Source organism: Vibrio sp. 10N.261.46.E11, from assembly GCF_041472735.1.
Classification (GTDB): Bacteria; Pseudomonadota; Gammaproteobacteria; order Enterobacterales; family Vibrionaceae; genus Vibrio.
On the sequence record NZ_JBFRQW010000019.1, the window covers coordinates 55,494 to 81,906 of the forward strand.

Consider the following 26,413-nt stretch of genomic DNA (forward strand, 5'->3'; position numbering starts at 1 on the left):
GAAGCCAAAGCGAGTGAAGCCGAAGCTAGGATAAGTACAATGTTACAGTCAAGTTCTTGGCGTATTACAACACTATTTAAGTGGTTTGCACTGCAGCTGAAATTACTCAGGGTTATGGGAGTTAAGGCTCGATTTAAGTCCTTATTAGTAAAGGTTATTGGTATTGTTGTGTCAAAATCAATTACTTTTATAACTACACGACCAAAACTAAAAAACTTTTGTATCCAATTAGCACGAAAGTTAGGTGTTGATGCACGTTTGAGAGCTTTTCAACAAAACCCTTCCCCCAAAAATATAACACCAAAAATACATTCTGTAGACTCTGGTGAATTAACGCCTTATGCAAAAGATATTTATTTACAGTTACAGTCTACAATCGAAGCAGAATCCAGAAGGAAAGGTTAATGCGTATCGTCATTGATTTGCAAGGGGCACAAACAGAAAGTCGTTTCCGTGGTATTGGGCGATATAGCCTATCATTGGTGAAAGCCATAGTTCGTAACCGTGGCGAACATGAAATTATTATTGTGCTTAATGGGCTTTTAGCCGATACGATTGAACCCATTCGAGCTGAATTTGATGGCCTCCTGCCACAAGAAAATATTCGAGTCTGGTACGTACCAGGACCAGTATGTGAAGTTGAAATAAAAAACATGTGGCGCCGAGAGGCAGCAGAGCTCGTTCGGGAAGCGTTTATTGCAAACCTACAACCAGATATAGTTCATATCACTAGTTTATTCGAAGGTTATGGTGATGATGCAATTACTAGCATTGGTAGGTTTGACAAAACAACACCGGTCAGCGTTTCACTTTATGATCTAATTCCTTTATTAAATCCAGAACAGTACCTTAAACCTAACCCTGCTTATGCGCAATATTATCAGCGAAAAATAGAACACTTAAAGCATTCCTCGCTACTACTAGCAATCTCGGAATACTCGCAAGATGAAGCTAGAGTAACACTTGATTTAAATAAATCATCTATTGTTAATGTATCTACTGCGGTAGAAGACAGCTTTCAGCCATTAGCCCTTGATCAAGCACAAACGGAAGTAACCCGAGATAGATTTGGTATAACCCGACCATTTTTACTTTATACGGGTGGGGTTGATGAACGGAAAAATCTTCCGCGTTTAATTCGAGCTTATGCAAAGCTTTCAAGTCCGTTACGAAAAACTCATCAATTGGTCTTTGCAGGGAAAATGGCAGAAGGGGATGCCCTGCAGTTAAAACAGGAAGCAAAGACTGCAGGCTTGCGCTCAGATGAATTAATATTAACTGGATATATCACCGATGAAGAATTGGTAAAGCTTTATAATCTATGTGAACTTTATGTATTTCCCTCTTGGCATGAAGGCTTTGGTTTACCGGCCTTGGAAGCTATGTCTTGTGGTGCGATAGTGATTGGCGCTAATACATCCAGTTTACCGGAAGTAATAGGCTCTAAAGAGGCGCTGTTTGATCCCTTTTCTGAAGAGGAGATTACTAGCAAGATGGAAAGGGTACTTACCGATGAAGATTATCGGAAAAAGTTGCTCCTTACTGGGTTAAGCCAAGCCAAGAAGTTTTCTTGGGATAGAAGCGCAAAGAGTGCAATAACTGCATTTGAAACAATATTAAGTCGAGATGTGAAAAAGTCAGATAATTCGAAGACAGGCCAACGTAAGAAGCTTGCCTTTGTTTCCCCTCTTCCGCCTGAAAAAACTGGAATTGCTGATTACAGTGCTGACTTACTACCAGCCCTCAGTTCTTATTATGATATTGATGTCATAGTTTCTCAGGTGGGTATTACTGAACAATGGGTTAATGAAAGCTGTCATATTCGTTCTGCTGAATGGCTGTTAAAAAACTCTGATAAATATGATCGTGTTCTTTATCACTTTGGAAACTCGCCTTTTCATCAATATATGTATCCGTTACTCAAAGAAGTGCCTGGTACCATTTGCTTGCACGATTTTTATATGAGTGGCTACAGCCGTTATATGGAACTAACGGGGCAAGAGTTGTTTCACTGGACGAAAGACCTCTACCATACACATGGTTATCATGCGGTAAGGGACAGATTTCATCTTGCTGATAACGAAAAGGTAATGTACAAATATCCATGTAATCTTAATATATTACAACTTGCAAATGGGGTTATCGTCCACTCAAATTATTCTAAGCAGCTGGCGAAAGAGTGGTTCAATAATAAAATGAGTTCAGATTGGAGTGTCATTCCGCTATTACGCCAACCAGCTCAACTCCATCAATCGAGTACATTTAGAGAAAGACTTAACATCCCTGAAGATGCATTTGTCGTATGCTCTTATGGTGGGGTAGATGAAACAAAATTAAATGATCGTCTTATAAAGGCTTGGCTAGCTAGCTCTCTATCTAAAGATTCGAGCTGCTATTTGATTTTTGTAGGTCAAAATCATGAAGGTGATTTTGGTAAAGCATTATGCGAAATGATTAGTAGTAATAAAGCCAGTCATAACGTTCGTATTACCGGCTGGGTTAGTTTAGATGAATTTAAATTGTACTTGTCCACTGCTAACATGGCAGTCCAACTTCGTACTCGTTCGCGTGGTGAGACGTCAGCTGCGGTAATGGATTGTATGAATTATAGTATACCCACAATTGTTAATGCGAATGGCTCTATGGCTGAGTTATCATCAGATACAGTATGGATGCTTGATGATGAATTTGAAGATGGGGACTTAATTCGTGCATTAGAAACTCTACGGACCGGTACTGGAAAACGTCGTGACTTGTCAATAAAAGCTAAAAAAACGATTGATATCCATCACTCCCCAGATGCCTGCGCAAAAAAATATGTAGAATCGATTGAGCGTTTTTATAATAGTAAACAATCTGATTGTCAGCATTTAATTGCTAGCCTAGGTAAAAGCAAGCACTTAGCGGCTGATGAAGAATATCTAAAACATATGGCTAGCTGTATCGCTCAAAATCAGCCAATTAAACGCTATTCAAGAACGTTATTTATAGATGTTACCGCAACTAGACAAGCTGATTTGAAAACTGGTATAGAGCGAGTAGCGCGAGCACTTCTACTTGAATTTATAAATAACCCGCCAGAAGGATTTCGTGTAGAACCTGTCTATTTAACTCTTCAGGGTGGGGTATGGCAATATCGCTATGCTCGTAGTTATACGTTGGACTTGCTTGAGTGTCCAAGTGAATGGATCGATGATGATGTTATAGAAGCATTTCCGGGAGATAAGCTCTTTGCTGCAGACCTGGCAGGACATGTTGTTGTGGAAGCCCAAAAGGCTGGTGTATATGATAGGTTAAGAGATATTGGTGTAAATATCACCTTTACTGTTTTCGATCTCCTTCCGTATAAATACCCTGACGTGTTTCCTCCAGGAGCGAAAGCTGCTTTTATCGGCTGGTTAGAATCTGTATGTCAAATTGCGGATAAGGTAGTATGTATATCAAAAGCTGTAGCGGACGAGCTTAATGATTGGAGAAGTAATACGTTAGTTGAACGTATAAGGCCATTAAGTATTGATTGGTTTCATCTAGGGGCCGATATTGAATCGACAAGGCCAACTGAAGGAATGCCATTTGAAGCTGAGGCGCAGTTAGCCATGTTGACTGTTGAGCCTACTTTTTTGATGGTGGGGACTATAGAGCCTCGTAAAGGTCACCTTCAAGCAATTGAGGCATTTGAAAAGCTTTGGAATGAAGGCTATAACGTAAAGTTAGTAATTGTTGGAAAGGAGGGTTGGCAAGGGTTGCCTGATGATGAACGTCGTACAATTCCCCAAATTATAGATACACTTTCGCAGCATTCGGAATTAGGTAAACGTTTGTTTTGGTTGGACGGTATTAGTGATGAGTTCCTCGAAAAAATTTACTCCGTCTCTACTTGCCTGCTTGCAGCAAGTGAAGCTGAAGGTTTTGGCTTACCACTGATCGAGGCTGCACAATACCAGTTGCCAATAATTGCTCGAGACATTCCTGTTTTTCGCGAAGTGGCTGGTCAGCATGCATTCTATTTTTCAGGCAAAACCTCAGATGCTTTATGCAACTCTATAGGTGAGTGGCTGAACCTTTACCATGATGGCAGATACCCTGTTTCTGATGACTTACCTTGGAAGTCATGGTCAGAAAGTGCAGCTGATCTATTTCAAGTACTATCCATTCATAATAAATAGGAAAAATTAAGATGTTTAGAAAGTATTGCAAACAGTAGTGTGGTCGTAGGGTGCATATCCCCCCCCTTAATTGAGAGTGTTCAAGGGCGTCTAGTGTGGTATCCCCTCTTGGTGTTGTTTAGACGAAAGAAGTTTTATACCTTGAGGGGATATTATCAATAGTAGTGAAGAAGCTTGGAGCAGCTAGGGATCTCCAAGCTGTTCAATGGTGATAGGCCTTATTTTAAGCAACATAAAATTTACTGGTCAGGAAATACGGTAAAATTTAAAATGATTGTGCCTAATAAATACAGCAAGCTAAAATTACATATTGCAATAGTTCAGGGGGGCTGTTTTGATAACAAGAGTGTATTCTTGAAATTATAACTATAGAAATCAGAAGTTAAGTCACTTTCAAAGGTGGGGCGGTCTGATTATTAGTCGGTACTGAGTTCGTTAATATAAAAGTAACTATAAGTTACAGAGTGAAAAATGGAAAATAGTATAATTAAAAATGTTAATAGTTCCAATACAGTAGGAGCTTTAGCAATAGTAATTTCCTGTGTGTTGTTATTTTTGTTTTTGTTTTTCCCGGAGGGGTTCATTACAGGGACCTCAGAGTATTGGAAGACCGAAAACGGTGATATAACACAGTATGTTTCTGGGTTTAATTCTTATTTCAAGGCGCCCTGGAGTTGGCCGTTATTGGCATTTGATAGTTTTAATTATCCGGAAGGAACCCGAGCTACATTTGTAGATATAATACCTGCATATTCTCTTGCTTTAAAAGTGCTTGTCCCTGAGAGTTTCTTTCCATTTAATCCATTTGGTTATTGGGTTGCTCTGAGCTTTTTGATGCAGGGAGTCGCAGCTTGGTGGATACTTAAAGAACTTAAGATAAATTCTTGGGCTGCGCTGATTGCTGTTAGTGTTATGTTTGTATTGAGTCCTACGTTAATGGCCCGTCTAGGTCATATATCGCTAATGACTCATTGGTTGTTATTGTTTTCATTTGCTTTATATATCCGCTCTACGGCTTTAGACCGAGTGCAGTTTAAAGTGTTTATAATTCTTTTAACCTTCTCGTTTTATATAAACATATACTTATTTGTAATGTGTTTCTCCATTTATGTGGCGACTATTTTACATCTATGGAATCAGCATGACCTTCGAGAGAAAATGCTTTTCTTTGTTTTTCCTGTGTTAATTTTATTTTTAACGATGCTAATTACATTGTTGCCATTCCCTTTGTCTGGTATTTCGAAAGATTGGGGGTTCGGATATTACTCAATGAATATTCTTTCGCCGATTACTGGCGGTGATTTGATAAAAATTAATGGGATGCCAAGGCCTGGGCAGGGTGAAGGGTTTAATTATCTAGGTCTTGGTGTGCTGGTTTTATTTATTTGGGCAGTAAGTCTCGATAAAAAGAATAATTATGAATACTTGTTAAGGCACAAATCACTGCTGGCGCTACTTGTTCTGTTTACAGTGTACTCTCTATCGAACCAAGTCTATTGGGGAAATGTTCAAATTGCTACTATTGAATACCCTAACATAATGGATAAGATTACCTCGCAATTTCGTGCATCAGGTCGATTTTTTTGGCCGGTGGGATATGCAATCGTTATATATTCTGTAGTTATAATTTCAAGACGGACACCCAAGTTAGTTGGCGCGCTAGTACTCTTAATTTTTACTGTCATTCAAACTATAGACTTGAATGATAGACTTGATATTTTTTCATCGTCATTAGCCAAAAAAGCACATGTTGTTATTGACCCAAAGGCTATGGATTCCTTTTTTGACAATGATGTCTCTGAAATATATTTTTATCCAAAATTTAGATGCCCAACTAAGTCGTCAACACATAATACATTACTACCATTGATGAAATATGTATCGGAGCGTGGTATGAAGATGAACACAGGGTATATAGCTCGACATGCTCCTCCTTGTACGGGGATAAAGGAGGAAGTAGCTGCTGTGATAAATAATCCAGCCGCCTTTGTATTTGTTCAAGAGGATTACGTTGACGTGAAAGTCATTGAGGGGTTTTTCCCTGCAGGGATTGAATTGGATTGTATATTAGAATCAAAAATGCATATATGCCAAGTGTATAAGCGACATGATTTTAATTAAATTCTTAGCTAATTCGTTATATTTCATATAGCTAGGATGGTTTTTGTTTTAAATTTAAGGTTTTTGGTATGGGTGAAAAAGTAATTAGTGTTGTTGCTCCGTTTTATAACGAAGAAGAAGGTGTCGAGGATTTTTTTACTCGTGTTTCTTCAGTTTTTGATGAAAAATTAAAAAATTACAAACTTGAGATCGTAGCAATCAATGATGGTAGTACTGATCAGACTTATTCACGATTGGTCAAAATGAAAGAACGCTATCCTAATGTTTGTATAATAGATTTATCGAGAAACTTTGGAAAGGAGGCCGCTCTTTCAGCTGGCCTTGACAATGCGAAAGGTGATTTAGTTATAATAATTGATTCTGATTTACAGCATCCACCTGAAAAGATTCCGGAGATGGTATCTTTGTGGGAAGAAGGCAATGAAGTAGTTTTAGCAAAAAGAGCAAATAGAGACACTGATAGAAGAATTCAAAAAATCACTGCCAATGCCTTTTATAAGTTCCATAACTTAATATCAGATATAGATGTGCCATCTGGGGTTGGAGACTTTCGTTTAATGGATGCCATTGTAGTGGCTGAGATCAATAAATTGAAAGAGTCTCATCGGTTTATGAAAGGTGTCTTTGCTTGGGTCGGATTTAAATCTGTTACTATAGAATATAATGTGGCGGAAAGAGCTTCAGGGAAGACTAGTTTTAATACTTGGAAGTTATGGAACTTCGCTTTAGAAGGAATCACAAGCTATAGTACAGTCCCATTAAGAGCTTGGACATATATAGGGATTTCAATCTCATTATCTTCTTTCGTATACGCTATATATTTAGTGCTTAAAACACTTGTATTTGGTGTTGATACGCCTGGTTTTGCATCTATTATGATTACGGTTTTATTCATTGGTGGAATACAGTTAATTGGTATCGGTGTACTGGGGGAGTATTTAGGGCGAACCTATTCTGAAGTGAAAAATAGGCCCGTTTATATTGTAAGGAAAACACTAAGATCGGCGGAGTGAAATGAAGAAGTTAATATTAAAGCATAGAACTCTGATTATTTTCTGTTTGATAGGTGGGGTTAATACGTTCATACATACATTGTGGGTGATGTTGAGTGTAGAGATTGTTGATTTGAATCCAGTTATCGCAAATATAGTTGCATTCTTCCTGACAAATATTTTATCTTATCTTATGAATGCTCGGTGGGCTTTCCCCTCTGCGATGCACGTTAGAGGATATTTGAAGTTTTTGCTAGCATCAACAGGGGCTTTAGTCATGACCATCGCTTTATCGGCTCTAGCTGAATTAATGGGGTGGCATTATCTTTTTGGGATCTTGTTAGTAATAACAGTATCGCCGACAGTTACGTATTTTGTATATAAGCTTTGGGTCTTCTCTCGCGAGAGTAGCTCTGCTTAAATTTTGTCTATCATATGACACCTAGGTATATTTATGTTGAGTTTTATAAGGGTGCGTGAGCTTTTTCGTAAATGTTTTTATAGAAATGATATCACTTCACTGCTACTAGCTTCTATGTTGTTTTCAAGTGTGACATTTTTGTTCATACCATTAGACCTTTACTTTAGTAACCATGAATCAACAAATGTTGAGTTTGTGACTCTTTTAAAGGGAGCTGTACTACCAATTATTACTGTTATGATAGTTATGACAATAATTTATTTTGGTGGGACTTTTCCACTGCTACGACGGTTTCTTGTGTCAGCTTTGGGCACTGTAGCTGTATCTTCATGGTTTTTATCTGTTTTTCTTTTCGGTAATTACGGTCAAATTGATGGAAGGGGGCTGGAGATTGAGACTTGGTCGTTACTTTCTTTTTTTCAAATATTATTCGTCTGTGCATTATTTTTAATTATTCACAGATTCATGACCTTAGTTAAGTTAAATGCTATTTTGATCTCATTAATACTGATTTCGCTGTTAACTACGACACTAAATGCTTTTCACTTTTCTAGAAATGGAGGAGAGTTTTTTTCGAATGAACCTGTGGGATTTTCGGAGGAGGTTGTTACTTTCTCAAGAGGCTTGAATGTAATTCATTTTTTATTTGATGAGCTCCAAGGTGACGTGCTCGATGAATTAATTAAAAGCAATGAAGATTATAAAGAAATGTTTGAAGGCTTTACTCATTTCCCAGATACAGCCTCCAATTACCCCACCACGGAGATGTCAATTCCTGCTATTTTAACCGGCCGTATCTATGATAACTATTTAGGAGGAAAAAAAGAGTTTCTATCATCTATTGTTGCATCCAGGAATACTCTGCCAGCCGTTCTAGAGGATGAAGGGTATTCGGTTTCAAATCATGGCGGATGTAATTATGGTCTTTTTGAAAACTGCAGCGTTATTGGTGAACGAACTTTAAATAATGGACAATTATATTCCTCTGAGTATCTTCAATTGTTGGATTTGGCTCTATTTAGGGTTACTCCCGATGTTTTTAAGAATAACGTATATAATGATGAAGCGTGGTTGATTCAAAAGATTTGGAAAAAAGAAGAAGATGTGTATGCTGGAACAAGCTATGTAGGCCTATCTCATAAGCTGTTCAGTAAATACAACGAGCAGGTTAAGTTAATTGAATCAGAAGATCCAACTTATAGGTTCTTTCATTCATTGATGACACATTCACCCATTTGGCTTAACGCCCAATGCATGCCGCTAGAAGCCCCTGGACAACATTCGTTAAGTAACAGAATGGGAGAGACTGCTTGTGCGCTTAGTCACCTGAGTGACTTTATAAATAAGCTTAAAAAGCTTGGAATATATGATAATACATTGATTATCGTTTCTTCCGATCATGGTTCAAATTACCGCCCTGCTGAACTATCTGCATTGTTTCCACTATTAAGGGTCCCATATTCATCTGCATCATCCTCATTGATGATTAAGCCTATAAACTCTTCCGGGCCATTTAGAGTTGATAGATATCCAGCCTCGCTATCTGATATTTCGGCGACTATTCTTGATGCCGTTGGTGTTACAAGCAAGTTTCCTGGTATCCCCCTTTTATCTCATGATAGGCCTGAACAAAGAGTAAGGGAGTTTTTGGATTATAAGTGGCATCATTCATTTGGTAAGAAGGATGCTCTTCCCCCAACTACGCCCTATGGAATCTCAGCTGACAAGGCTAATTTCGAATCTTGGGAAAAATATTCCCGAGATGAGCAAGGCATACCTGTGAGAACTAAACAGGAAATAATTCGACAGTATGCTGCATCGGAGTTTGAAACTAGAGTCGGAACGTTCAAAGACTCTTACATTGAGGCTATTGATGGAGTTTCTAATGAGGGCATTTTAAGCTATGGTCCTTACATTACCCCTCCCAAAGGTCATTATAGAATCTCTGTTCAATATGATTCCGATAGCCCCACCAATTTTAATGTAGCTTGGTGGGATATCGTTGGTGATTTTGGTGAAAAAAGACCCTTTCGTGAAAATATGTATGGTACAAACGGAAGAGACGGGGAAGTAACTACAGTTATCGAGTTCGATGGTGAAACAGAAGTTGTTGAGGTGAGGGTTTATTACAAAGGTTCGGGTGATATGCGTATACATAGTATTAACTTCGAACGCCTACAGGATGATGCTCTTTAGTAGCTTTGTTGTGGTGTGTTGAATTTGGTTATTTAGTTAGAGGTGATATAATCACCTCATAAGTTAACAGGTGGCACTATGGGAAAACGTACAAGACGACTATTTAGCGCTGATTTCAAATTAGAAGCGGCTGCTCAAGCTATAAATATTGGGAAGTCCACGGCTCTGTTGATGTCGGAGTCGCTGAACAATTCTTGATAATCAAGAAGCCTAAGCAGATCCATAGCGTAAAAATATTATGTGAAGTTTTCAATGTTCACTGAAGCTTCTATAACTACAGACGAAACCGCCTTCTAAGAAGGCGGATATTTTTTTAAGGAATAAATATATATGAATAAAATTACTTTTTATATAACGATGACTTTTATGACTTTTATGGCTTCATGGGTTCCGCCGGCAATGGCATATATCGACCCTGGTTCAGGTAGTGCGATCATGTCAGCAATTGTAGGTGGATTTGTAGCTGTTAGTTTGGCGATAAAAACCTATTGGTATAAAATTAAATCGTTATTTGTTAAGGGTAAAAGTAAGAAAGTCGAAGAAGAAAATAAAGGCGAGAAATAGAAATGTCTTGTGAACTGTATTTTCTAGGTGCGGGCAGGCCTGCAAGCGGTAAAAAACCGTCAGCATTAAAAAATATCGCGTCGAACTTTAAAGCTATGGATTGGCAGTTAGATAGCTTTCAATCTATAGCATCTATTGATGATACGTACTTTTTAGGTGGTTATCATATCGAAGAAATTGCTGAAAACTATCCTCAGCTTAATTTTTTAGTAGAGCCTCAATGGGAAGAAAAAAGTGTATTAAATACTTTATTCCACGCTCCGTTTTCAGGGAAGCCTGTACTTATATCGTATAGTGATACTCTATTCAGAACGGACTCAATTAACAAATTATCCCAAGTAGGCAAAGATGTTGTCTTAGCCGTAGATAGCCTTTGGATGGAGCGTTTTTCTTCAAGAAGTTCAGAAGATATAGTTAAAGCAGAAACCTTGGACGTTAATGGGAAAGAGGTTGAGTTTACAGGGTTAGTGTATCTAAACGAAAATGCAGTTCAGTCATTAAATTCGGCCAAAGCGGACGGTTCTTCAGCAGAAAGTATCGGTAGCAATCTGTTGGACCTGATAGCCTTCTTTAAGTTACAGAATTTGACTATTGATTTTGTTGATCTTGAAGGTGATTGGGCTGAATTTAACAATCCAGAAGATATAGCAAGTTTTATCTTAGGTACGAAAGCTGACACATTAGCTCGCTTAGAGCCTTTGGTTAAAAAAAGTCATATCGGTAAACAGAAAAACTTCACAACAGAACAGTGGGCTGATAATCAAGCAGCGATCATAAAAGATATTCGTGCCGTCTTTGGCGATACCAAATTAGTTGTACGAAGTAGTTCTAAAGGTGAAGATAATTGGGATTCATCTAATGCAGGTGGCTTTGAAAGTATATTAAATGTTCATAGTTACAATTGTAGTGAGTTATCAAGTGCGATCGAAAATGTTGTCAACTCTTATGGTGAAATACAAAGAGGTTGTGACCAAGTTCTTGTGCAGGAGTTTTTGCAAGGTGTAGCTTGTGCTGGTGTGGTTTTCACTTGTACGTTGGAGTCTGGTGCTCCTTACTATCGATTTAATTTTGACGACAAAACGCAATCAACAGAATCTGTTACTGCTGGGACATACTCTGATTTAAGGACCGTTTTGGTCAGTAAGTTCCAACCACAAGCACTTACCACAACAGCTCCAGAACTTATTCCAGTATTAGCAGCAGTACAGGAGTTAGAAACCCTACTTGGTTATGACAAATTAGATATCGAATTTGCAATCGCAGAAAATGGTGTAGTTCATATATTCCAAGTTCGTCCTGTTGTTGTCAATCATGATAACTATGATCTTGACTTTGAGAGAATCGAAGAGTCGATAAAAAAAGACATATCTCGTTATAATAAGATGCAAGTTCCCTCACCGTTTATTTTTGGTGATAGAACCTTGTTTGCTAACATGCCAGATTGGAATCCTGCTGAAATTATAGGGACTAGACCTAAGCCTCTGGCATTTAGTTTATATCAAGAGCTAATTACCAATGTTATTTGGGCCAAACAAAGATCAGAGTTTGGTTATAGGGATGTTAGCCCTCACCCTTTAATTGTCGCATTTTCAGGTCAACCTTATATTGATGTAAGAGCTAGCCTAAACTCCTTTTTGCCAGTTACTTTATCTGATGATGCTTCCGAGCGTATTGTTAATGCTTATATTAAAATCTTATCTGATAACCCGCAACTTCACGACAAGTTAGAATTTGATGTAGCGTTTACTATTTGGACCCCGGACTTTAAGCAGGCAGCGTTGGCGCGTTTTGAACCATATGATGTGACGATATCTGATATTGAAGAACTTGAATCAGGTTTGAAATTGATAACTTCAGATGCATTATCACGTTTGGAATCTGACACGTCATCGATTCAACGTTTAGCTTTACGAAGATCTAACATTATCAGTTCATCGCTAAGTGAGGTGGATAAAGCTTATGCTTTGCTTTCTGACTGCAAAAAATATGGAACATTAGCTTTTTCTCATGCAGCAAGAGCAGGGTTTGTCGCGACGACTGTACTTAAAAGTCTAGTTAGTACCGGAGCACTATCGGATGAAAGGCGACTTCAATTTTTGAGTAGTTTCGATACGGTTGCGGGTGAGTTTGAAAAAGATAAACAGAAGTTTATTAGTGGTGAGATTACCCAAGAGGCATTAATCGAATCCTATGGACATTTGAGACCTGGTACTTATGAGTTATCAACTAGTGCGTATTGGGAGGACCCTGATCAGTACCTAGTATCACCGGATAATAAATCTGATGATGACCATATCATCTCTTTTTGTTTTAATGATGAAGAAAGAGGCTCGGTACAACACTTTTTAAACGGACTTGGAGCTTCTATCTCGGTTGATAGCCTTATCCAGTACCTAATTGAGGCGACTCAAAATCGGGAAAAGGTTAAGTTTGAATTTACTAAAAACTTAAGTAAAAGCTTAGACTATTGCGTTGACTTGGGTGAAACTCTCGGTTTTTCTCGCGATGATCTATCTTATATGACCTATTCAGATTTAGAGCAAATAAAACTGAATATGACTTCGACATCTTTAGTCAGAGCTCAGATAGAGCTACGCAAAAAATCCCATCTGCTGACAAAGGTAATTGAACTGCCATCGCTGATCGATAGCGAGGAACAGTTTTACAGTTTTGAGCGCTTATCGAGTCAACCTAATTACATTGGTGCAACCCAGGTTATCGGGACTTTAATTCAACTTGATGGTGCTTCATCTACTACTTTAGAAGGGAAAATAGTACTTATCCCGCAAGCTGATCCTGGATATGACTGGTTATTTGGTCAGGGAATTCTTGGTCTTATTACTCAATATGGTGGTGCTAATTCGCATATGGCAATCCGCTCTGCTGAGATTGGGCTACCTGCTGCAATTGGAGTAGGTGAGAAAATGTATGACTCTCTTGCTAGCGCAAGTAAGATTGAGTTGGACTGTGTAAGCCAGCTAATTCGAGTTCTCGAATGAAGAAAGTAGGTATAACACAACGAGTAGAGGTCGTGCCGCATTATTTAGAGCGGCGCGATTGTCTCGATCAGCGTTGGTCTGATTTTGCGTTAGCGTTAGGTTTTATCCCTATTCCTTTACCTAACCTGCCAACTGAAGCTGTAAATGACATGGTCGAAGCCTTGGCATTGGACGCAGTTATATTGAGCGGGGGGAATAGCTTAACTTTACTCGGTGAAGCTCAAGATGTCGCCCCTGAGAGAGATGGTTTTGAGCTGGCACTCATAACTTCTGCCATAGAAAGAGGGCTGCCTGTGCTCGGTATTTGCCGAGGGATGCAGATGCTGAATAGCTATTTTGGTGGTGAGCTTAAGACAATTGAAGGACATGTAGCGAAAGATCATGTGATTATCGTCAACACTAACGGAATTTTCACCGAGAATGACAGTACAACTAGTCAAGATATAAAGGTCCGGACCGTAAATAGTTATCACTCTTGGGGTATCACTCAGCAGGGGTTAGCGGAAGGGTTAATGCCGTTAGCTGTGGATGATCAAGGATATATTGAAGCCTTTAAGCACAGCCAGTATTCAATTTTAGCGATGATGTGGCACCCTGAGAGAGTATCTGGGTTTGATTTAACCGATTTTGAATTTATAAGAACGAATTTATTATGAAAAAAACTAAAGTATTAGTTCTGGCTGCTGGCCAAGGAACTCGACTAAGACCAATAACTAATGATATACCGAAGTGCCTTGTGCCGCTATTAGGAACATCATTGCTTGAGCGCCAAATTAGTACCCTAAATAATGCTGGTATTGATGACATTCATATTGCGACAGGTTACCGAAAAGAGCAATTAGAAGTGTTTGGTTATGGTACATCGTATAACCCAAGATACTTTGAGACCAATATGGTTGAGAGCTTATTTTCAGCCATGGAGTTCATTCGTAAAGAGGGGGGAGACCTTATCATTGCTTATGGTGATATCGTTTATCAGCAATCAAATCTACAGACGCTACTGGCATGCGATGAAGATATTGCACTGATGATTGATAAAGGTTGGCGTGACCTGTGGTCGAAGAGACTTGAAAATCCATTAGATGATGCAGAGACATTAGTAATGGAGCCTAACGGTTATATTACCGAACTAGGTAAAAAACCAGATAGCTACGATAACATTCAAGGGCAATATACTGGTTTAATAAAAATTAAATCGAACAAGATCGAAGATTTGGTTACTTTTTATCAGCAGCTTGATCGAGATGTAACTTACGATGGCAAAGATTTTGACAACATGTATATGACTAGCTTTTTACAGTTATTAATAGATAGTGGTTGGAAGGTGAAAGCGGCAGAAGTACAACACGGCTGGTTAGAGATAGATTCCGTTGATGACTTAGAGCATTACCATGAAATGGCCAAGAGCGGTGAGTTAGACCAATTTTATAAGGTTGAAGCGTAATGTCATTCTTTACTCATATTAAGAATGTTATTGGTTTTCTACAACTTCCTAAAGAATATAGGAAGCTGACTTTCTACAGTGAAGGCAAAAATTATTGGCCTCATCTTGAAGGATTAGTTCGCGAAGTGCTGGCTACATCAGATATTGATATTTGTTATATCAGTTCTGGTAAAGACGATCCTGGTTTAGCGTTAGAGCACCCTCGATTTAGGGCGTTTAAAATTGATGAAGGATTTGTTCGCAACTGGTTATTCGAAAACATTGAAACCGATGTTATGGTTATGACTATGCCTGATTTACATCAATATCAGGTGAAACGTTCTAAGCACAAAGTGCACTATGTGTATGTTCAGCATTCATTAGTCAGTTTGCATATGGTCTATCGCAAAGGTGCGTTCGATCATTTTGATACTATCTTTTGTGCGGGTCCTCATCATGTAAAAGAGATTCGTGCAATGGAGGCTAAGTACAATTTACCTGTAAAGAATTTGGTCGAGCATGGTTATGCAAGGTTAGATGCTATTATTGATGAAGCCGCTAAGCGTGAGAAACCCGTAAAAGAAACCACTTTGTTTAAGCACTATTTAGTTGCACCAAGTTGGGGGGAACACTGTATTATTGAAGCTGGAATTGGTCTCAAGCTCGTAGGTCAATTGTTAGCTGAAGGTCATAAAGTGACATTAAGGCCGCACCCACAAACGATTAAGTTTTCGAAAAATAAAGTGGATGAGATTGTCAAAAAGCACGTATCAAACGCTAATTTTATCTATGAAAATAATGTTGCTGGGCAAGACTCGCTGCATGAATCTGATGTGATGATCAGTGATTGGTCAGGAGCGGCTTTGGATTATGCATTTGGTTTAAGTAAGCCCGTGTTATTTGCAGATGTTCCACGAAAAGTTAATAATCCGTATTACAAAGAAATTGGCTTAGAGCCTTTTGAAAGCAATATTAGATGTACGGTAGGTGCTATTTACAACGGAAAAATTAACGGGGAAATAACAAACAAGTTCAATGTAAATGAGCATGTATATTGTGTTGGGTATAGCTCTAAGGTTGGTAGTCAGTACTTAGTTTCTTGCTTATCCGATAAATATGAATGAATAGTTTGGCATTGATTTTCTCTTTTTAATATGTAATGTTCTGCTGTTTGAGCCTTTAAATATTACTGCTTTTAAGTGAATATAGAGTTGATCATTTTTTGGTAACATTTAATAACCCTACATCACCCAAGATGTAGGCAAGAGTCAAGATGCAAGGTGTTTCTCTCTGGGTTTTTCCCGTTAAAATTAAAGATTTATAGGTTTTCATTTTTCACTATGTATTAAATGCAGCGTGCCGCTATTTAGGGTGATGGCGTATTATTCTAGGTGTTTAATTGATAATGTAGGTTTAAGGTGGATATATCATTTGGGAATTATTGGCATGAGGTTTATTAAGAATTTTCCTGTATTAATTTTATTTATTATTTCTGGAAACTGTTTCGGTGAGGATAAGTTAGTTGGTATGGCTAGCTATCTTTCTAAAACTAAGATAGTTGTTGGTGACGGGAGTCAGCTTGACATTATCAACGATGGGCGATGTGAGATTAATGGAAATCATTATGTTATAAATCGTGACTATGCAATTGAAATTATTAGTGAAGAGGTTGTTAATTATTGTAAAAAAGGAAGTTTGCAGGGAAAGGCTTTAAGTTTTTACGATAATTCATTGCCAATAAATCAGTTTTATTATGAATTTCCTCATGTGATTGATGAGGTTTTGTATTCAAACTCGGTGCTTCCAATTAAATACTTATCCATATTTGTTCAGAAAATCTTGGAAGTTATTCAGAATTTTGCCGGACTTTCTTGGGGGGGGGCAATTGTTGTATTTTCTTTGATCTTTAAACTCGCAATGTGGCCAGTCAATCGGATGACTGCGAGAGCACAACAGCGTGTTAGTGAGGTCGGATCAAAGTTAGAAGACAGACTTACTGAAATCAAATTGCATTATGACGGTGAAGAAGCGCACAATAGGTTGATGGCGGTTTATAAAGAGTTTGGAGTATCGCCTTTCTATACTCTAAAACCCATGCTTGGATTATTTATACAAATACCGTTCTGGATGGCAATATTTGGGGCGCTGGGCGAAATGCCTCAGTTCAATGGCGAGTCTTTTTTATGGATTGAAAACTTAGCTTACCCAGATTCTGTTGCTCCACTCGGGTTTACTCTGCCTTTTTTAGGGAACCAGTTTAATTTGCTGCCAATTGTAATGACAATTATTACAGGCTTAGGTGCATTGCTATACAAAGATGACTATGCCTCACCTGCAGCATTGCGAAAAACAAAGTTCAAACTCTATATGATGGCGACTTTCTTTCTCGTTCTATTCTACCCATTTCCAGCAGCAATGGTATTATATTGGACCATGGCAAATTTCTTGCATTTGTTGCAACAACAACTTGGTTCATTGAGAACGGTTTTGAAAAACGCCGAATCGAAGAAATAACATAGATATGAGATCAGATATGAAAACAGCAGTAATAACAGGAATTACAGGCCAAGATGCGGCTTATCTAGCAGAACTTCTTTTAGAAAAAGGTTATAAAGTATACGGTACATACCGTCGTACAAGTTCTGTGAACTTTTGGCGTATCGAAGAGTTAGGAATTGAGAACCATCCTAATTTGGAGCTTGTGGAATACGATCTAACAGACTTGTCTAGCAGCATTCGTCTATTACAAAACACGGGTGCTGATGAAGTTTACAACCTTGCAGCGCTAAGCTTCGTGGGCGTGTCATTCGACCAACCTCTTACTACTGCTGAAATTACGGGTATTGGTCCGGTTAATCTTTTAGAAGCAATTCGTATTGTTAACCCTAAAATTCGTTTTTATCAAGCATCTACTTCTGAGATGTTTGGTAAGGTACAAGAAATTCCTCAACGTGAATCTACGCCATTCTATCCACGTAGCCCATACGGTGTTGCAAAACTGTATGCTCACTGGATGGTGATTAACTACCGTGAGTCATACGACATTTTTGCTACTAGTGGTATTTTGTTTAACCATGAATCACCGTTGCGTGGTCAAGAATTTGTTACACGTAAAATCACTGACTCTGTAGCGAAAATCAAGTTAGGTAAGCTAGATGTGCTCGAGCTTGGTAACATGGATGCGAAACGCGACTGGGGCTTTGCAAAAGATTATGTTGAAGGTATGTGGCGTATGCTACAAGTAAACAAGCCTGATACTTATGTTCTTGCTACTAATCGTACTGAAACAGTCCGTGATTTTGTTACGATGGCATTTAAAGCTGCTGACATTGAATTAGAGTGGAATGGTTCTGAAGAGAATGAAACCGCGACAGATAAAGCGACGGGTAAAGTCGTTATGAAAATTAACCCAAAATTCTATCGTCCTGCGGAAGTAGAGTTGTTGATCGGTAACCCAGAAAAAGCGAAGAAAGAACTTGGTTGGGAACCAACAACAACACTAGAAGAGCTATGTGCAATGATGGTTGAAGCAGACCTTCGTCGTAACGAACAAGGCTTCTCGTTCTAATCTTTAACGTTTTTTGCTAAATGGCAGCAGTTTTCTGTTGCCATTTTTTTTGAGATACAATTATGAAAAAAGTATTGTTAACAGGTGTTGATGGCTTCACCGGTAAGTATGTAGAAAAAGAGTTACTATCTAGGGGCTACTCTGTCATTGGGTTAGTATACCGTGAAGCCAAATCTGGCCAAGTTGCTTGCGATCTGACAGATCGCAATGCGGTAGTAGACTGCCTAAATGAAGTTAAACCAGATTATATTATTCACCTTGCTGCGTTATCATTTGTTGGGCATTCTGACCAGAAAGCGTTTTATGACGTCAATGTTTTTGGTGCGCTGAACTTACTAGAAGCAGCGAAAGAGCTTAAGCTAGAATTAGATAAAGTTATTTTTGCTAGTAGTGCGAACATTTATGGTAACCCTGAAGATGTACAATGCATCTCAGAATCAGTTTTACCTTCGCCAGTTAATCATTATGCGATGAGCAAGCTTGCAATGGAGCATATGGCAAAGCTCTGGTTTAACCAATTCCCAATGATCATCACCCGACCATTTAACTATACTGGTCCTGGTCAAGCTGAAAATTTCTTAATCCCTAAAATAGTATCTCATTTTAAGAAAAGTGCTTTAGAGATAGAACTAGGTAATACAGATGTATCTCGCGACTTTAGTGATGTTCGTGATATAGCGTTAGCTTATGCAAACCTTTTGGAGTCAGACACTGAGTCAGAGATTGTGAATTTGTGTTCTGGTCAGGTGATTTCGTTGCAATCGATAATTTCGATGATGGAAAATATTGCAGGATACAGTATCCAAGTTAGAGTCAACCCTGACTTTGTTCGTGACAATGAGATTAAAGTGTTGGGTGGGGATAATACAAAACTAGCGTTACTAACAGGTCAGGCACCCTTGATCAATATAGAGAAAACCTTGACCGATATGTACCATGCCAAATAAATTGTTGATCAATGTATCGCCAATACGAATGCCATTAACGGGTATAGGATACTATACCCTTAATATTCTTAGTGAGTTACTCTCACGCGATATAGATGTTGTTGGTATTAGAAACGGTAAGTTATTAACTCGAGATGCGCTATTGGGTCTTGTTTCTTGTTTTCATCTTCCAAGCTCTAACCAGAGCACTCCAAGCCCTAAAACGCGATTTTTAGTGGAGCTATTGAGGTCTGTCCCTGGCATTTATCAGTTAAAAAGCTATCTGCTTTCTTTACGTGCGCAACAACAATTAAAAATACTTGCAAATCAAGGGTATGTGTATTTTGAGCCAAGTTTTGTCCCATTTAATTATTTGGGAGTAACCATTACAACTGTTCATGATTTATCTTTCTTATCTCATCCTAGCTTTCACCCTGCCACAAGGGTTTCATATTTAAAGGATAAAATGCGGGGAACCATTACTAGGTCTGATCACATAGTGGTCGATTCTGATTTTATTTTAGATGAACTTCATGATTTCTTTCCTAGCAGTAAGAGTAAAAGCTCGACATTGTACTTGGGAGTCTCTGACGGCTTTAAGGCTCATTCTAAACAAGAGTGCGGTACTTTACTTAAATCGCTCGAAATAGAGCATGATAACTTTCTTCTTAGTGTTGCAACGTTGGAACCAAGAAAAAACCTAAACAAGTTAATTGACGCTTTTAAGCTTTTACCTGATTCAGTTCGTAAGTTGTACCCTTTAGTTTTGGTTGGAGATCAAGGCTGGAAAAATTCAGAGTTGATGGATAATGCGAAAGACTTAGTTGAGCGTGGGCAAATAATATTTACTGGGTACTTAGCGGATGATGACTTAAAGCGTTTGTATGCATCGGCTGGTGCTTTTGTTTATCCGTCATTATACGAGGGTTTTGGTTTGCCTGTTATTGAAGCTATGGCTTCGGGTGCTCCTGTTATTACCTCTAATGTGGGCGCAACAGCAGAGGTTGCAGCAAACGGAGCTCTTCTGATAGACCCTAGCAGCGAAGTCTCCATTTCAAATGCGATCTTAGAGCTTATTAGAGACCCTGAGCGTAAAGCTAAGTTGGTAGAGTGTGGTATAAAAAGGGCTTCAGGCTTTAAGTGGTCAAATACAGTTGATCAACTCCTCAAGATAGCGTCTGCTACCTCGAGAAGTTCATGATTTATTCTGTTGTATTATTATTTGATGAGATTAGTTCGTGGTACAGCGTAATATAACTATCAGCATAGCGCTTAGCTGTGAACTCTTTATCAAAATGTTGGCGAGCACTACTTCCTAGTTTTTGGCACAGTGATATATCGTTTTCCAATTTTTGCATGGCCTCTGAAAATTGTGAGCCGTCTGCTGGTGGAACGGTTAGCCCTGTTTCCCCATTGATATTGACATAAGAGGAACCGGTTCCAATATCTGCACTTACAATTGGCTTGCCAAACATTTGTGCTTCTACTAATGAAATTCCAAACGCTTCAGAGCGTAAATGCGACGGAAAAACAAATGCTTTTGAAAGTGTGTGAAGTGCGACTTTGTCTTCTTCAGAAATAAATCCCACGAGTGTTACATTGGTAAGAGAGTGCTTTTCTATATACATTTCTAGATTGGCTCTTTCTGGACCATCACCAGCGATTACAATAGGTAACCCATTTAACTTTGCTGCTTCAAGAAGGTATTGCAGCCCTTTATAGTATCGAAGCACACCTACAAATAAGTAAAAGTCTCTGCCAACGTAGTCTTCCCACTTTTTGATATCGTCTTCACTGATTTTTGGATAAGTAGATTCATCGATCGCAAGAGGGATAGTATCGACTTTATTGGCATACTTGATTAGATTTTTACTTGTTTGCGCATATTGAGGGGAACTCGCAATGATACGATTAACATTAGACAAAAAATACTGCTCAAGAGGGAAGTATATTTTTTTTAGCCATTTTTGTTTAACAATATCAGATTGATAGCTGACCAATGATGGTTTTTTGTCGGAAAAAATGCTGAGTAAATCACCTGTAGGCCAAGGGTATTGGTAGTGAATAATATCGTTTTTCTTACTTAGTTCTCTAAACCGACGAATTAGACGAAATGAAAATCCGTTCGATGATATCTCGAAGTCTTTCTTGACGACGATGATTCGCGTGCCTTCAAAATGATATTCTTTATTCTCAATACCCAATGTTAGAATGGTATTTTCGATACCTTGTTCACTACTGCCCTTACAAATATAACGAATAGCTTGTTCTAATCCCCCTTTTGTTTCAGGGTAGCAAGTACGGTAAATATGTAGTACTTTCATGTGGTTATCAATCCATCAGTTTAAAAGTGTTTATAGCCAGTCGGTGTATCCGATAGGGTCTTATAGTGGTTACCCATTGAGCCTGGCGAGCCTAAAACGTTATCGAAATATACCATTGAAAAAGAGGCAATACACTTTATCTGTAAGTACTCGAAGTATTAGTTTATTTATGTGCCTGGTGTCTCTTCTTACTTAGTAGTTTTACGTATAGCAGGAAGCATGCCAAAAATAAATAAAGCATAATGTATTCGGGAACACCGTTTATTTCGGCACCAATCCCGACAGCTGCGAATAAAGTTGCTATGGAGCATATCGAAACTAGTGTTTGATTTGGGCTGAGTCCTAACCTTTGAAAGATATGATGTAGGTGCTCTCGATCCGGTTTGAATGGGGAATCACCACGGCGTACCCTTCGTATCATTATCGCAGTCATATCCATTAGTGGGACAGCAATTAACCACAGAGCTGTTACGGGACGTAGGGGGGGAGATGTTCCATTTTGGCTTGATAAAAGCAGAAGCCAGATAACTGTAAATCCGATCAGCATGCTTCCAGCATCCCCCATAAATACTTTTCTTTTTCGTCCAAATGCACCTAAGTTGAGTAGTATGTAAGGGATGATAACGACTATTAACACTAGGCATATATATGAGAGGTTGTACTGTCCATCATACGCGAGCATTAGCCCCAAACCTCCAAAGGTTACCACTGATAACCCTCCTAGTAGGCCGTCAATCCCATCAACCATATTAAATGCGTTTATTGCTCCAACTACCGCAAAAATAGTAACTAAGTAGCCAAACCAACCTAACGTAATGATCTCTCCACTGCCGAGTACATCCCCTATCGTTTTTAGCTCAATGTTACCAATCATCATCATGGCCACAGATAACCCTGCTTGGATCATGAAGCGCAACTTGAAGCTTAAATCAAACTTATCATCTAAAGAACCTACCCCAACTAAGATGAGAATACACGCAGCATAGAGAGGTGTGTTCGGTAGAATGTTTGGGTTGTTTAGTAGAAAGTAGAGAAGTGAAATGCAAATTGAAATACCGCCAACGAGTGGTATTGCTCCGCTATGAAACTTACGAGAGTCGGGTTCATCTACGAGACCGATTTTCTTAGCAAATTTACGTAAAATAAAGATAGTCGCAAGAGAAAAGAAGAATAAGAACGCGAGATCAAGTAAAGGAAGGAGCACGACTAAGCCTAATTAAGTATGTTTCGTGAATTTTAGTGTATTTGGATTCGATAGAAAAGAGTAAGGTAGGATCTACGTGATCTTTCTCGGTTGTACATGAGACTTTATGAGCGCTTTATCACTGATTGAACGTTCTTGATTGGAAGAATAAAAATGTAAATGACATTTTTTTTCATATCCGATCATCCTACCTGCGACGTTTCTTGATCTTCCGCTACAGTTTTGACTGTAAACTGTAGTAAAATTACGCTAATTTGTTTTTATACCGATTTATTTTGAATTGAACGAGGTCAGTCCTATGTCAGCTAAGAAGCCAATGGCTCTAGTGATCCTTGACGGTTACGGTTACCGTGAAGACAACCAAGACAACGCTATCGCGAACGCTAATACACCTGTATTAGACGGTCTTATTGCTAACCAACCTAACACGCTAATCTCGGCTTCTGGCTTAGATGTAGGCCTACCTGATGGCCAAATGGGTAACTCTGAAGTGGGTCACACCAACATCGGTGCAGGTCGTGTGGTATACCAAGATCTTACTCGTATTACTAAGTCAATTTCAGATGGCGAGTTCGGCCAAACTGAAACGTTAGTTAACGCTATCGATAAAGCGGTGAAAGCTGAGAAAGCGGTTCATATCATGGGTCTTATGTCTCCAGGTGGCGTCCACTCTCACGAAGATCACATCTATGCAGCGGTTGAAATGGCAGCAGAGCGTGGCGCAGAGAAAATCTACCTACACGCTTTCCTAGACGGTCGTGATACGCCGCCACGTAGCGCAGAAAACACACTTGCACGTTTCCAAGAGCTATTCGCTAAACTAGGTAAAGGCCGTGTGGCTTCGCTTATTGGTCGTTACTACGCTATGGACCGTGACAACAACTGGGATCGAGTTCAAGAATCTTACGATCTGCTGACTCAAGCAAAAGCAGAGTTCACATTCGACACTGCAGTAGCTGGCCTAGAAGCGGCTTACGCTCGTGACGAAAACGATGAGTTCGTTAAAGCGACTGAAATCAAAGCGGAAGGCGAAGAGTCTGCAGCTATCGTTGATGGCGATGCGGTTATCTTCATGAACTACCGTGCTGACCGTGCTCGTGAAATCACACGTGCGTTCGTTCCTGATTTCGATGGTTTTGCTCGTAACGTATTTCCAGCGATTGATTTCGTGATGCTGACTCAATACGCAGCAGACATCCCACTTCTATGTGCATTCCCACCGGCTTCTCTAGAGAACACCTACGGTGAATGGCTATCTAAAGAAGGCAAAACGCAGCTACGTATCTCTGAAACAGAGAAATACGCGCACGTGACGTTCTTCTTCAACGGCGGTAAAGAAGACGAGTTTGAAGGCGAAGAGCGTCAACTTGTTGCTTCTCCAAAAGTCGCGACTTACGATCTACAGCCAGAAATGAGCGCACCAGAACTTACTGAAAAGCTAGTTGCAGCAATCAAAGGCGGCAAATACGACGCTATCGTGTGTAACTTCCCTAACTGTGACATGGTTGGCCACACTGGCGTTTACGATGCAGCGGTTAAAGCGGTAGAGTCGCTAGACGAATGTCTGGGTAAAGTAGTTGAAGCAATCAAAGAAGCCGATGGCCAACTGCTAATCACTGCTGACCACGGTAATGCGGAAATGATGGTAAACCCAGAAACGGGTGGCATCCACACGGCGCACACTAACCTACCAGTGCCACTTATCTACGTAGGTAGCAAAGACGTTGAGTTCAAAGAAGGCGGTAAGCTGTCTGACCTTGCACCAACGATGCTTTTTCTGTCTGGTATCGCAATCCCGGCTGAAATGTCAGGTGATGTGATTGTTAAGTAATTACTGTTTTAGATAAATAGTTTTAACTTTCATCGAATACTAGAACGGCTGCACGTGAGTGTAGCCGTTTTTTTGTATCTGGAGTTTGGGGGATAGGTGCGAGTAAACGAGTCGTGACAGGACTAAGGTAGAAAGAATCCCTTCTTTGCATTGCGCATCCAGAACTTCGTTCATTATTATTCTCGTCATTCCAGGATTAAGGAACGAAATGTCTGGAATCTCATGCCACGTATTACTTGTCATATTCGGTGTACAACATAAAGATAGATTCCCTATCACGCTCGGGCCTCGCTGTAGGCAATGACAGAGGGCTATTTGCTAGCTTTAGCCCTCACACGAAGCGCAAAACAATACCCTGAAACCCCACCGGCAATGTTCCCCAAGGCTAAGCCAATAAACAACCCTTCGACACCATCAATTTGGCTGCCTATCCAAGCGAACGGCAATGTGAATACAAACAGGCGCATGAAGCTCCACTGGAAGGCTTTGAGTGGTTGATGCATCGCATTCATAGCGCTGATTAACATCATCACAATCCCTTGGAATCCGTAGCTAAACGGCACAACTAACAGGTAATGCCACAAAATGCCTCGTACGGATTCTTCTTGAGAAAATAGGGCGGCTAAAGGGATGCTCAATGGCACCATCATTAAGAAAATCAAACCCTGAAATAGCACAGCAAAACGCATGCTTAAGAACAGTGCCTTAAAGCTGCGTTGAGGGTTGTTTGCGCCAAAGTTCTGCGCCATGAAAGGCGTAAGTGCTGAAGTCAGAGACATCAATATAATGATAAGAATTGATTCAATACGTTGGGCAGCTCCGTAAGCCGCCACGGCTTCTGTTCCTTGTTTGGCTAACATCATCATGATAATAGCGCCAGCAAGTGGGTTGAGGGCATTGGAAAGGGCAGCTGGAGTACCTATGGTTAAGATCTGTTTCCAGTCAGTGATGATGCTTTTTAGTTTGGGTAGAGCAAGCAGCTTTTCTCGTATGGTTAACACATACAGTGAACCACACAAGGCACCAAACCAACTGAATCCGCTAGCAATGGCTGCGCCTTGAATCCCTAACTCCGGGAAAGGGCCGTAGCCGAAGATCAGCAGCGGGTCGAGAATGCCGTTAATCAGGCCGGCCAGCATCATTATCTTAGCGGGTGTTTTGGTATCGCCACTCGCTCGTATCGCGCTGTTGCCAGCCATTGGTATAACAAGCAGTGGTATCGCTAAATACCAGACCGACATGTATTCGGATATCAGTGGCAGTAACTCAGGTTCAGCACCTAACAGAGTAAACATAGGCTCTAGCGTGACAAGCCCTAGTGTTGATGCCAAACCAACAAGCAACACCGCAAGCAATAAACCGTGGCAGGTAAAACGAGCCGCATTTTGTGCGCAACCTTGACCGAGTAAGCGACCAATACACGTCGAAAGGCCGATGCCAATCCCCATGGTGATGCAGTTAATCGCAAAGGTGACAGGGAAGGTAAAGCTAACAGCAGCAAGGGCTTGCGTGCCGAGTAATGAGATAAAGAAAGTATCAACAAGGTTAAACATCAAGATCGCCACCATACCGAAGATAGTCGGTATGGTCATAGTGCGCAGAGTGTCTGCTATCGGGGCTGTAAGAAGCCCGTGTTTATCTTGCATGTAAAACGCCGATAGAATCTAAAAGCGTAGGA

General features: G+C 39.7%; 19 protein-coding genes and 1 pseudogene. 17 read left to right on the plus strand and 3 right to left on the minus strand.

Features of this window, described 5'->3' with window-relative positions:
- The 16 genes and pseudogenes from AB4407_RS06630 to AB4407_RS06705 all read left to right on the plus strand — a co-directional run.
- Positions 1-405 (plus strand): hypothetical protein (locus AB4407_RS06630; protein WP_372119756.1); only part of this gene is annotated, 405 nt, incomplete at its 5' end.
- A complete protein-coding gene (locus AB4407_RS06635; protein WP_372119758.1) occupies positions 405-4,166 on the plus strand; it encodes a glycosyltransferase in 3,762 nt (1,253 codons plus the stop codon). The genes AB4407_RS06630 and AB4407_RS06635, both read left to right, overlap by 1 nt.
- Positions 4,167-4,637: 471 nt before the next feature.
- The gene (locus tag AB4407_RS06640; RefSeq protein WP_372119760.1) at positions 4,638-6,287 is read left to right on the plus strand and encodes a DUF6311 domain-containing protein; all 1,650 of its coding nucleotides are present in this window, start codon (positions 4,638-4,640) and stop codon (positions 6,285-6,287) included.
- Positions 6,288-6,355: 68 nt separating this feature from the next.
- Positions 6,356-7,300: a glycosyltransferase family 2 protein gene (locus AB4407_RS06645; protein ID WP_372119762.1), complete on the plus strand. Its 945-nt coding sequence runs from the start codon at positions 6,356-6,358 to the stop codon at positions 7,298-7,300.
- A gap of 1 nt (position 7,301) precedes the next feature.
- Positions 7,302-7,700, plus strand: a complete 399-nt coding sequence (locus tag AB4407_RS06650; protein ID WP_372119764.1) for a GtrA family protein — start codon at positions 7,302-7,304, stop codon at positions 7,698-7,700.
- A 33-nt stretch (positions 7,701-7,733) separates the two neighbouring features.
- Positions 7,734-9,896, plus strand: a complete 2,163-nt coding sequence (locus tag AB4407_RS06655) for a sulfatase-like hydrolase/transferase (protein ID WP_372119766.1) — start codon at positions 7,734-7,736, stop codon at positions 9,894-9,896.
- Positions 9,897-9,974: 78 nt separating this feature from the next.
- Positions 9,975-10,156, plus strand: a pseudogene (locus AB4407_RS06660) (IS3 family transposase); the annotation flags it as partial.
- A 70-nt stretch (positions 10,157-10,226) separates the two neighbouring features.
- Positions 10,227-10,460, plus strand: coding sequence for a hypothetical protein (locus tag AB4407_RS06665; RefSeq protein ID WP_372119768.1), 234 nt, complete (start codon positions 10,227-10,229; stop codon positions 10,458-10,460).
- Positions 10,461-10,462: 2 nt separating this feature from the next.
- Positions 10,463-13,459, plus strand: a complete 2,997-nt coding sequence (locus AB4407_RS06670; protein ID WP_372119770.1) for a PEP-utilizing enzyme — start codon at positions 10,463-10,465, stop codon at positions 13,457-13,459.
- The gene (locus AB4407_RS06675) at positions 13,456-14,115 is read left to right on the plus strand and encodes a type 1 glutamine amidotransferase (RefSeq protein WP_372119772.1); all 660 of its coding nucleotides are present in this window, start codon (positions 13,456-13,458) and stop codon (positions 14,113-14,115) included. The genes AB4407_RS06670 and AB4407_RS06675 overlap by 4 nt, the downstream gene beginning before the upstream one ends.
- A complete protein-coding gene (locus AB4407_RS06680; protein ID WP_372119774.1) occupies positions 14,112-14,903 on the plus strand; it encodes an NTP transferase domain-containing protein in 792 nt (263 codons plus the stop codon). The genes AB4407_RS06675 and AB4407_RS06680 overlap by 4 nt, the downstream gene beginning before the upstream one ends.
- Positions 14,903-16,006 carry a CDP-glycerol glycerophosphotransferase family protein gene (locus AB4407_RS06685; protein ID WP_372119775.1) on the plus strand — a complete coding sequence of 368 codons (1,104 nt, stop codon included), beginning with the start codon at positions 14,903-14,905 and terminating at the stop codon, positions 16,004-16,006. Before AB4407_RS06680 ends, AB4407_RS06685 begins: the two co-directional genes overlap by 1 nt.
- Before the next feature lie 307 nt (positions 16,007-16,313).
- Complete coding sequence (locus AB4407_RS06690) at positions 16,314-17,396, plus strand: YidC/Oxa1 family membrane protein insertase (protein WP_372119777.1); 1,083 nt, start codon at positions 16,314-16,316, stop codon at positions 17,394-17,396.
- A 19-nt stretch (positions 17,397-17,415) separates the two neighbouring features.
- Entirely contained in the window at positions 17,416-18,450 is a 1,035-nt protein-coding gene (gene gmd, locus AB4407_RS06695; protein ID WP_372119779.1) for a GDP-mannose 4,6-dehydratase, read from the plus strand.
- A gap of 62 nt (positions 18,451-18,512) precedes the next feature.
- Positions 18,513-19,397, plus strand: coding sequence for a GDP-mannose 4,6-dehydratase (locus tag AB4407_RS06700; protein WP_372119781.1), 885 nt, complete (start codon positions 18,513-18,515; stop codon positions 19,395-19,397).
- Positions 19,387-20,577, plus strand: coding sequence for a glycosyltransferase family 4 protein (locus AB4407_RS06705; protein ID WP_372119783.1), 1,191 nt, complete (start codon positions 19,387-19,389; stop codon positions 20,575-20,577). Before AB4407_RS06700 ends, AB4407_RS06705 begins: the two co-directional genes overlap by 11 nt.
- Before the next feature lies 1 nt (position 20,578).
- Here the strand turns inward: AB4407_RS06705 and AB4407_RS06710 are convergent, their stop codons facing one another.
- Both AB4407_RS06710 and wecA read right to left on the minus strand, forming a co-directional pair.
- Positions 20,579-21,700, minus strand: a complete 1,122-nt coding sequence (locus AB4407_RS06710) for a glycosyltransferase (RefSeq protein WP_372119785.1) — start codon at positions 21,698-21,700, stop codon at positions 20,579-20,581.
- A gap of 163 nt (positions 21,701-21,863) precedes the next feature.
- Positions 21,864-22,904, minus strand: a complete 1,041-nt coding sequence (gene wecA, locus AB4407_RS06715) for a UDP-N-acetylglucosamine--undecaprenyl-phosphate N-acetylglucosaminephosphotransferase (RefSeq protein WP_017097098.1) — start codon at positions 22,902-22,904, stop codon at positions 21,864-21,866.
- 298 nt (positions 22,905-23,202) lie between these two features.
- Between wecA and gpmM the strand changes: the two genes are divergently transcribed.
- The gene (gene gpmM, locus AB4407_RS06720; RefSeq protein ID WP_372119787.1) at positions 23,203-24,735 is read left to right on the plus strand and encodes a 2,3-bisphosphoglycerate-independent phosphoglycerate mutase; all 1,533 of its coding nucleotides are present in this window, start codon (positions 23,203-23,205) and stop codon (positions 24,733-24,735) included.
- 311 nt (positions 24,736-25,046) lie between these two features.
- Here gpmM and AB4407_RS06725 read toward each other — a convergent pair whose 3' ends face one another.
- Entirely contained in the window at positions 25,047-26,381 is a 1,335-nt protein-coding gene (locus AB4407_RS06725; protein ID WP_372119789.1) for an MATE family efflux transporter, read from the minus strand.
- Positions 26,382-26,413 lie beyond the last annotated feature (32 nt).

Coding starts and splice junctions, on each gene's coding strand:
- AB4407_RS06635 (WP_372119758.1), top strand. CDS start 405: ATGCGTATCGTCATTGATTTGCAAGGGGCACAAACAGAAAGTCGTTTC.
- AB4407_RS06640 (WP_372119760.1), top strand. CDS start 4,638: ATGGAAAATAGTATAATTAAAAATGTTAATAGTTCCAATACAGTAGGA.
- AB4407_RS06645 (WP_372119762.1), top strand. CDS start 6,356: ATGGGTGAAAAAGTAATTAGTGTTGTTGCTCCGTTTTATAACGAAGAA.
- AB4407_RS06650 (WP_372119764.1), top strand. CDS start 7,302: ATGAAGAAGTTAATATTAAAGCATAGAACTCTGATTATTTTCTGTTTG.
- AB4407_RS06655 (WP_372119766.1), top strand. CDS start 7,734: ATGTTGAGTTTTATAAGGGTGCGTGAGCTTTTTCGTAAATGTTTTTAT.
- AB4407_RS06665 (WP_372119768.1), top strand. CDS start 10,227: ATGAATAAAATTACTTTTTATATAACGATGACTTTTATGACTTTTATG.
- AB4407_RS06670 (WP_372119770.1), top strand. CDS start 10,463: ATGTCTTGTGAACTGTATTTTCTAGGTGCGGGCAGGCCTGCAAGCGGT.
- AB4407_RS06675 (WP_372119772.1), top strand. CDS start 13,456: ATGAAGAAAGTAGGTATAACACAACGAGTAGAGGTCGTGCCGCATTAT.
- AB4407_RS06680 (WP_372119774.1), top strand. CDS start 14,112: ATGAAAAAAACTAAAGTATTAGTTCTGGCTGCTGGCCAAGGAACTCGA.
- AB4407_RS06685 (WP_372119775.1), top strand. CDS start 14,903: ATGTCATTCTTTACTCATATTAAGAATGTTATTGGTTTTCTACAACTT.
- gmd (WP_372119779.1), top strand. CDS start 17,416: ATGAAAACAGCAGTAATAACAGGAATTACAGGCCAAGATGCGGCTTAT.
- AB4407_RS06700 (WP_372119781.1), top strand. CDS start 18,513: ATGAAAAAAGTATTGTTAACAGGTGTTGATGGCTTCACCGGTAAGTAT.
- AB4407_RS06705 (WP_372119783.1), top strand. CDS start 19,387: ATGCCAAATAAATTGTTGATCAATGTATCGCCAATACGAATGCCATTA.
- AB4407_RS06710 (WP_372119785.1), bottom strand. CDS start 21,700: ATGAAAGTACTACATATTTACCGTACTTGCTACCCTGAAACAAAAGGG.
- gpmM (WP_372119787.1), top strand. CDS start 23,203: ATGTCAGCTAAGAAGCCAATGGCTCTAGTGATCCTTGACGGTTACGGT.
- AB4407_RS06725 (WP_372119789.1), bottom strand. CDS start 26,381: ATGCAAGATAAACACGGGCTTCTTACAGCCCCGATAGCAGACACTCTG.